The 5,019-nt window shown below is 64.6% G+C and carries 4 protein-coding genes and 1 tRNA gene; all 5 read right to left on the bottom strand.

Annotated features, from left to right (window positions below; all coding sequences use genetic code 11):
- Positions 1 to 73: transfer RNA gene (locus tag Q0J54_RS11920), tRNA-Arg, on the bottom strand.
- A 30-nt stretch (positions 74 to 103) separates the two neighbouring features.
- Positions 104 to 373 carry a 30S ribosomal protein S20 gene (gene rpsT, locus Q0J54_RS11915; protein ID WP_296305964.1) on the bottom strand — a complete coding sequence of 90 codons (270 nt, stop codon included), beginning with the start codon at positions 371 to 373 and terminating at the stop codon, positions 104 to 106.
- A gap of 238 nt (positions 374 to 611) precedes the next feature.
- A complete protein-coding gene (gene glyS / locus Q0J54_RS11910) occupies positions 612 to 2,702 on the bottom strand; it encodes a glycine--tRNA ligase subunit beta (protein ID WP_296305963.1) in 2,091 nt (696 codons plus the stop codon).
- Positions 2,703 to 2,704: 2 nt separating this feature from the next.
- Positions 2,705 to 3,580, bottom strand: a complete 876-nt coding sequence (gene glyQ, locus Q0J54_RS11905; protein ID WP_296305962.1) for a glycine--tRNA ligase subunit alpha — start codon at positions 3,578 to 3,580, stop codon at positions 2,705 to 2,707.
- A 159-nt stretch (positions 3,581 to 3,739) separates the two neighbouring features.
- Positions 3,740 to 4,492 carry a DNA repair protein RecO gene (locus tag Q0J54_RS11900; protein WP_296305961.1) on the bottom strand — a complete coding sequence of 251 codons (753 nt, stop codon included), beginning with the start codon at positions 4,490 to 4,492 and terminating at the stop codon, positions 3,740 to 3,742.
- Positions 4,493 to 5,019 lie beyond the last annotated feature (527 nt).

The following is a 5,019-nucleotide window of genomic DNA, read 5'->3' as shown; positions in this document are numbered from 1 at the left end:
GCGCCCGAAGAGATTCGAACTCCTGGCCTACAGGTTCGTAGCCTGTTGCTCTATCCAGCTGAGCTACGAGCGCGTGACACGATTCCGCAAGCAGAACGGAAAATTAGGCAGCCTCGATACCATTGACGGCGCGAGACAGACGCGAAACCTTGCGAGCAGCCTTCTTCCAGTGCAGGGAGCCCTTGCCGGCAGCCTTGGCCAGCACGGAGGCGGCGGCGCTCAGCGCGGCATTGGCCTGTTCCTTGTCCTTGCTCTGGATAGCGGCGCGCACATTCTTGATGGCGTTCTTCACGCGGGTGCGGGCAGCACGATTGCGCGCAGCACGCTTCAGGCTCTGCTTATGACGTTTGATGGCAGACTTATGGTTAGCCACGATGATCCTCCGATCAGTTGACCTGCCGTTCAGCAGGATGATTTCTCGTTGCGAACGAGGATACCTAGCCCCGTTCCGGCAGGAAGTCAAGCTTTTTTTTACGAATCGCAAAAAACAGGCTTTTCCCCGCCGGCTCACCGCCTGCGGCGTCCGCACAGCGCAGCCGCAGGACGGGCAGCCGCAGGGCCGCACGGCTCCGGCGTCGCCTGGGGCGGTCGCCGGAGCCGACGTTCCTCCGCTAGATCTGCAAGGCGGCAAAGTCCGCCAGCCGGGCAAAGCGCGAGCCAAGCGCGTTGAGCATGGCCAGACGGTTAGCGCGCACAGCGGCCTCCTCGGCCATGACCATCACGCCGTCAAAGAAGGCATCCACGGCGGGCCGCACTTCCTCCAGCGCGGCCAGCACGGCGGCATGATCGCCCTTTTCCTGCAGGGCGTCCAGGCGCGGCAGCAGCTCGTCCAGCGTGGCGGCCAGCGCCTTTTCCGGCGCTTCCCGCAGCAGGGACGCTTCCCACGTCAGCGCGAGCGCGCCGTCGTCCCCCTGCTTGCGCAGGATGTTGGAGACGCGCTTGAAGGTCTGCACCGCCGCCGCATAGCCCGGCATGCGGCTGAAATCCCGCAGGGCGTCCAGGCGCGCCGCGCAGGAAGGCACATCCGCAAGCCCGGCGCCCAGCGCCGCATCCACAAGCAACGTGTCCTCGCCGTGGCTCTGCCAGTAATTGCGCAGGCGCGCGGTAAAGAATTCCAGCAGCTTGTCCAGCGCCTCGTCCCGCCCGATCTTCCACTGACGGTCGCCGTACAGCTCCTGCGCGCGGGCAAAGAGCGCGCGCACGTCCAGCCGCAGGTCGAATTCGAGCATGATGCGGATGATGCCCAGCGCACAGCGCCGCAAACCATTGGGGTCGGCGGCCCCGGTGGGGATCATGCCCAGGCCGAAACAGCCGGCCAGCGTGTCCGCCTTATCGGCCAGCGAGAGCAGCGCCCCGGCCAGACTGGACGGCAACGGCGAATCCGGCCCGGCAGGCAGGTACTGTTCTCGCAGGGCCTGGGCCACCACGGCGCTCTCGCCCTTGCGCGCGGCGTAGACGCCGCCCATGATTCCCTGAAGGGTGTCGAATTCGCCCACCATGCCGCTGACCAGATCGGCCTTGGAGAGGCGTCCGGCCCGGGCCGCGTCGTCCGCATCCACCCTGCCGGCGGCGGTGGTCTCCGCCAGCCAGCGGCAGAGCGATTCCAGGCGGCGGGTCTTGTCGGCCATGCTGCCCAGCCGGGCGATGAAGATGACGTGCTCCAGCTTTTCCAGCCAGGTGTCCAGACTTTCCCGAAGATCCTGATGCCAGAAGAAACGGGCGTCCTCCAGACGAGCGCGCAGCACGCGCTCCCAGCCGTGCTTGACCACCGCCATATCCCGCGGGGTCAGATTGAGCACGGTCAGGAAATGCGGCATGAGCCTGCCGTCCGGCCCCTCGATGCCGAAGCTCTTCTGGTGGCTTTCCATGCTGGTCAGCAGCACCTCGGCCGGCACTTCCAGATAAGCGGGGTCAAAATCCCCCAGCAGCGGCACGGGATGCTCCACAAGGCCCTGGACTTCCTCCAGCAGCCCGTCACGCCAGAGGACCTTGCCGCCCGCGGCCTGCGCCAGCTCGTTGCCGCCCTTGACGATGATCTCCCGGCGGGCGGCCGGGTCCACGGTGACGGCGCACTGCCCGGCCATGACGGACAGATAATCCGAGGCCCGCGCGATGCTGAACGGCCCGGGCCCGTGGATGCGATGGCCGCGGGTCTCGCGCCCGGAGCTGACCGACCCCACGCTGAAGGAGATGACCTCCTCGTCCAGCAGGGCCACGATCCAGCGCAGGGGCCGCGCGTAGGCCAGCGTGTGCGCTCCCCAGCGCATGCGCTTGGCAAAAGGCAGACTGGTGATGACGGCCGGGCATATCCCCGCCAGGAGGTCGCACGCCGCCGCGCCGCCCGTCCGCTTGCGTACGGCCACATATTCGCCCTTCTCCGTCTGGATGCGGTAGACATCCGCCACGCTCAGCCCATGCGTGCGCGCAAAACCTTCCAGGGCTTTGGTCGGCCTGCCGGAAGCATCATAGGCGGCGCGCACCGGCGGGCCGGCGATCTCCTCTTCCCGCTCCTGCTGCACGTGATCCACATTCTCAATGATGACCGCCGCACGCCGGGGCGTGCTCATGACCCGGATATCTCCATACGCCACAGCGGCCTCGTCCAGCGCGTTACGGAAACGGGCGGCAAGCTCCGCCTCTTCCACGGGCAGAAAACGGGAGGGCAGCTCTTCGCTGCCGATTTCAAGTACAAAGGTCGCCATGACTATTTCGCCCCCTTGAGCATGGGATAGCCCATTTCCTCGCGCTGGGCCGCGTACAGTTTCGCCACACCGGCGGCCAGAGCGCGGACCCTGCCGATATAGCCGGTGCGCTCGGTGATGGAGATGGCCCCGCGCGCGTCCAGCAGGTTGAAGGTGTGCGAGCACTTCAGGCAGTAATCATAGGCCGGCCAGGGCAAATTGCACTCCAGCATGGCCTTGCACTGCCCCTCGAAGTCGTTGAAATGCCGCAGGAGCATCTCCGCATTGCTGACTTCGAAATTGTGCCGGGACTGCTCCACCTCGTTCTGATGGTAGATATCCCCGTAGGTGACGTTTTCGTTCCACCGGATGTCGTACACGGATTCCACGCCCTGCAGATACATGGTCAGGCGCTCCAGCCCGTACGTGAGCTCCACGCTCACCGGCGAAAGGTCGATGCCGCCCACCTGCTGGAAATAGGTGAACTGACTGACCTCCATGCCATTGAGCCAGACTTCCCAGCCCAGGCCCCAGGCGCCCAGCGTGGGCGATTCCCAGTCGTCCTCGACGAAACGGATGTCATGCCGGGAAGGATCGATGCCCAGTTCCGCCAGGCTGCCCAAGTAGAGATCCTGGATGTTTTCCGGCGAGGGCTTCATAATGACCTGGAACTGGAAATACCGCTGCAATCGGTTGGGGTTCTCCCCGTAGCGGCCGTCCGTCGGCCGGCGCGAAGGCTCCACATAGGCCACGTTCCAGGGCTCCGGCCCGATGACCCGCAAAAACGTATGGGGATTGAATGTCCCGGCTCCGCATTCCACGCCCGAAGGCTGCTCCACCACGCACCCCTGTCTGGCCCAGTAGTGCTGCAGGGTGAGGATGACGTCCTGAAAATACATGCCTTGTCCTTTGTCTAGAAGTCATTTCCCGCACCGTCCCGACCACCTCCGCAACGACGACGCCGGAAATGCGGTTTTTCGCTCTTGTCACGGCAGCCCGAAAAGATCCCCGCCCCACGAAAACATGACGCACGGTCGGCATGCCCGTGCCTCCCGCCGCTATACACGACGAAAATAACTGCCCTCCCAGGCCAGCCCCAGATGATACTGCACAAATCCGTCAATGGCACGGGCGCAGGCCCGGCGGACCTCCCCCGGCAGCTCATCCGTCGGCCACCGGGAAGGAAATTCTTGCTGCACAGCGCGCAAAAGGTCAAGTCCCTCACGCGGCAAGACCACCCCGTAACGGCCGATCTCCCGTCGCTCGGCCCGGCAGCGCGGACAGAGCATCACCCCCTCATCCACCGCGAACAGGCCGCCGCCTTCCAGCGCATCGCCGCAACGCCCGCAACGCTCCAGCCCCGGCGCAAAACCCAGCGACCCGGCCAGCCGCAAACGAAAAAACAACGGCAGCAGCCCCGGCAGGCGCTCGCTGCCGTCCAGCGTGGCGCGCAGATCCTCCAGCAGGGCAAATACATCAGGCGCCGCCTCGTCACTCACGCCCAGCGCTTCAGTAAAGCGCAGGCAGTTGGTCACCAGCCCCATACGCCGCCAGTCCGTCCGCAAACGCCGTGGCCCGACAGCCAGCGTCGCCTCCTCCAGATTGAGGAAACGACCATCCCGAGAACTCCGTATCCGGCAGCGCAGCGTGTTCCAAACATCAAGGCAGCCGCAAAACCGCCTTCGACTCCGGCTCCCCCCAAAGGCGAATACCGTCAGCATGCCCCGCGTGCGGCACAACAGCCGCAGCCAGACGTCCGCCTCCCGAAACGGCCCCATGCGCAGCACCAGCGCCTGTTCGTTCCATTCCATACGTTTTTTTCTGCGGGGGAAAGGGGACTTTTTGCGGCAGATTGTCAAACGAAAGTTGACACAAAGACGACCCCATCTTCCCTCATTTTTTCCACAGTTGTCCTGTAACCGAACTTCTTGCGCGGGCGGTGGGTTATGAAGGCCACCGCCCGCGCTGTCTCGTGCTCCCCAAGGCCCCTGAAGTTTCGAGTGCGGGGGAAAAATTGCCGGAGCAGGCCGTTTGTCCGCTCATTGAGCCCCCCGCTCTCCGGGCAGCCGGCGTGGCGGAAAGAGCTTGCCCGGACCCTTGTGTCGAAGGTAGCGCCCAAACCCTCTGAGCGGCCTCCCCTTCTCGCATTGTCGGGAATCCTTGCTGATCCAGCGATACATACTTTTGAAGGAAATGTGGCGTGCCGAATCTTCGGGAAATTCCTGCCGCAGGCGGCCCGCAATTTGCTCCGGGGACCAGTAATTCCTCAATCCCTCCCGCACAGAGGCGGTAAGAAAAGCCGTCCGCTTTCCCGCGTTCTTATCTTTTGAGGCACGCC

The organism is uncultured Desulfovibrio sp. (genome assembly GCF_944324935.1).
Classification (GTDB): Bacteria; Desulfobacterota; Desulfovibrionia; order Desulfovibrionales; family Desulfovibrionaceae; genus Desulfovibrio.
The sequence above is the reverse complement of the archived record's forward strand: the minus strand, read 5'-3'. Positions and strand labels throughout refer to the sequence as shown.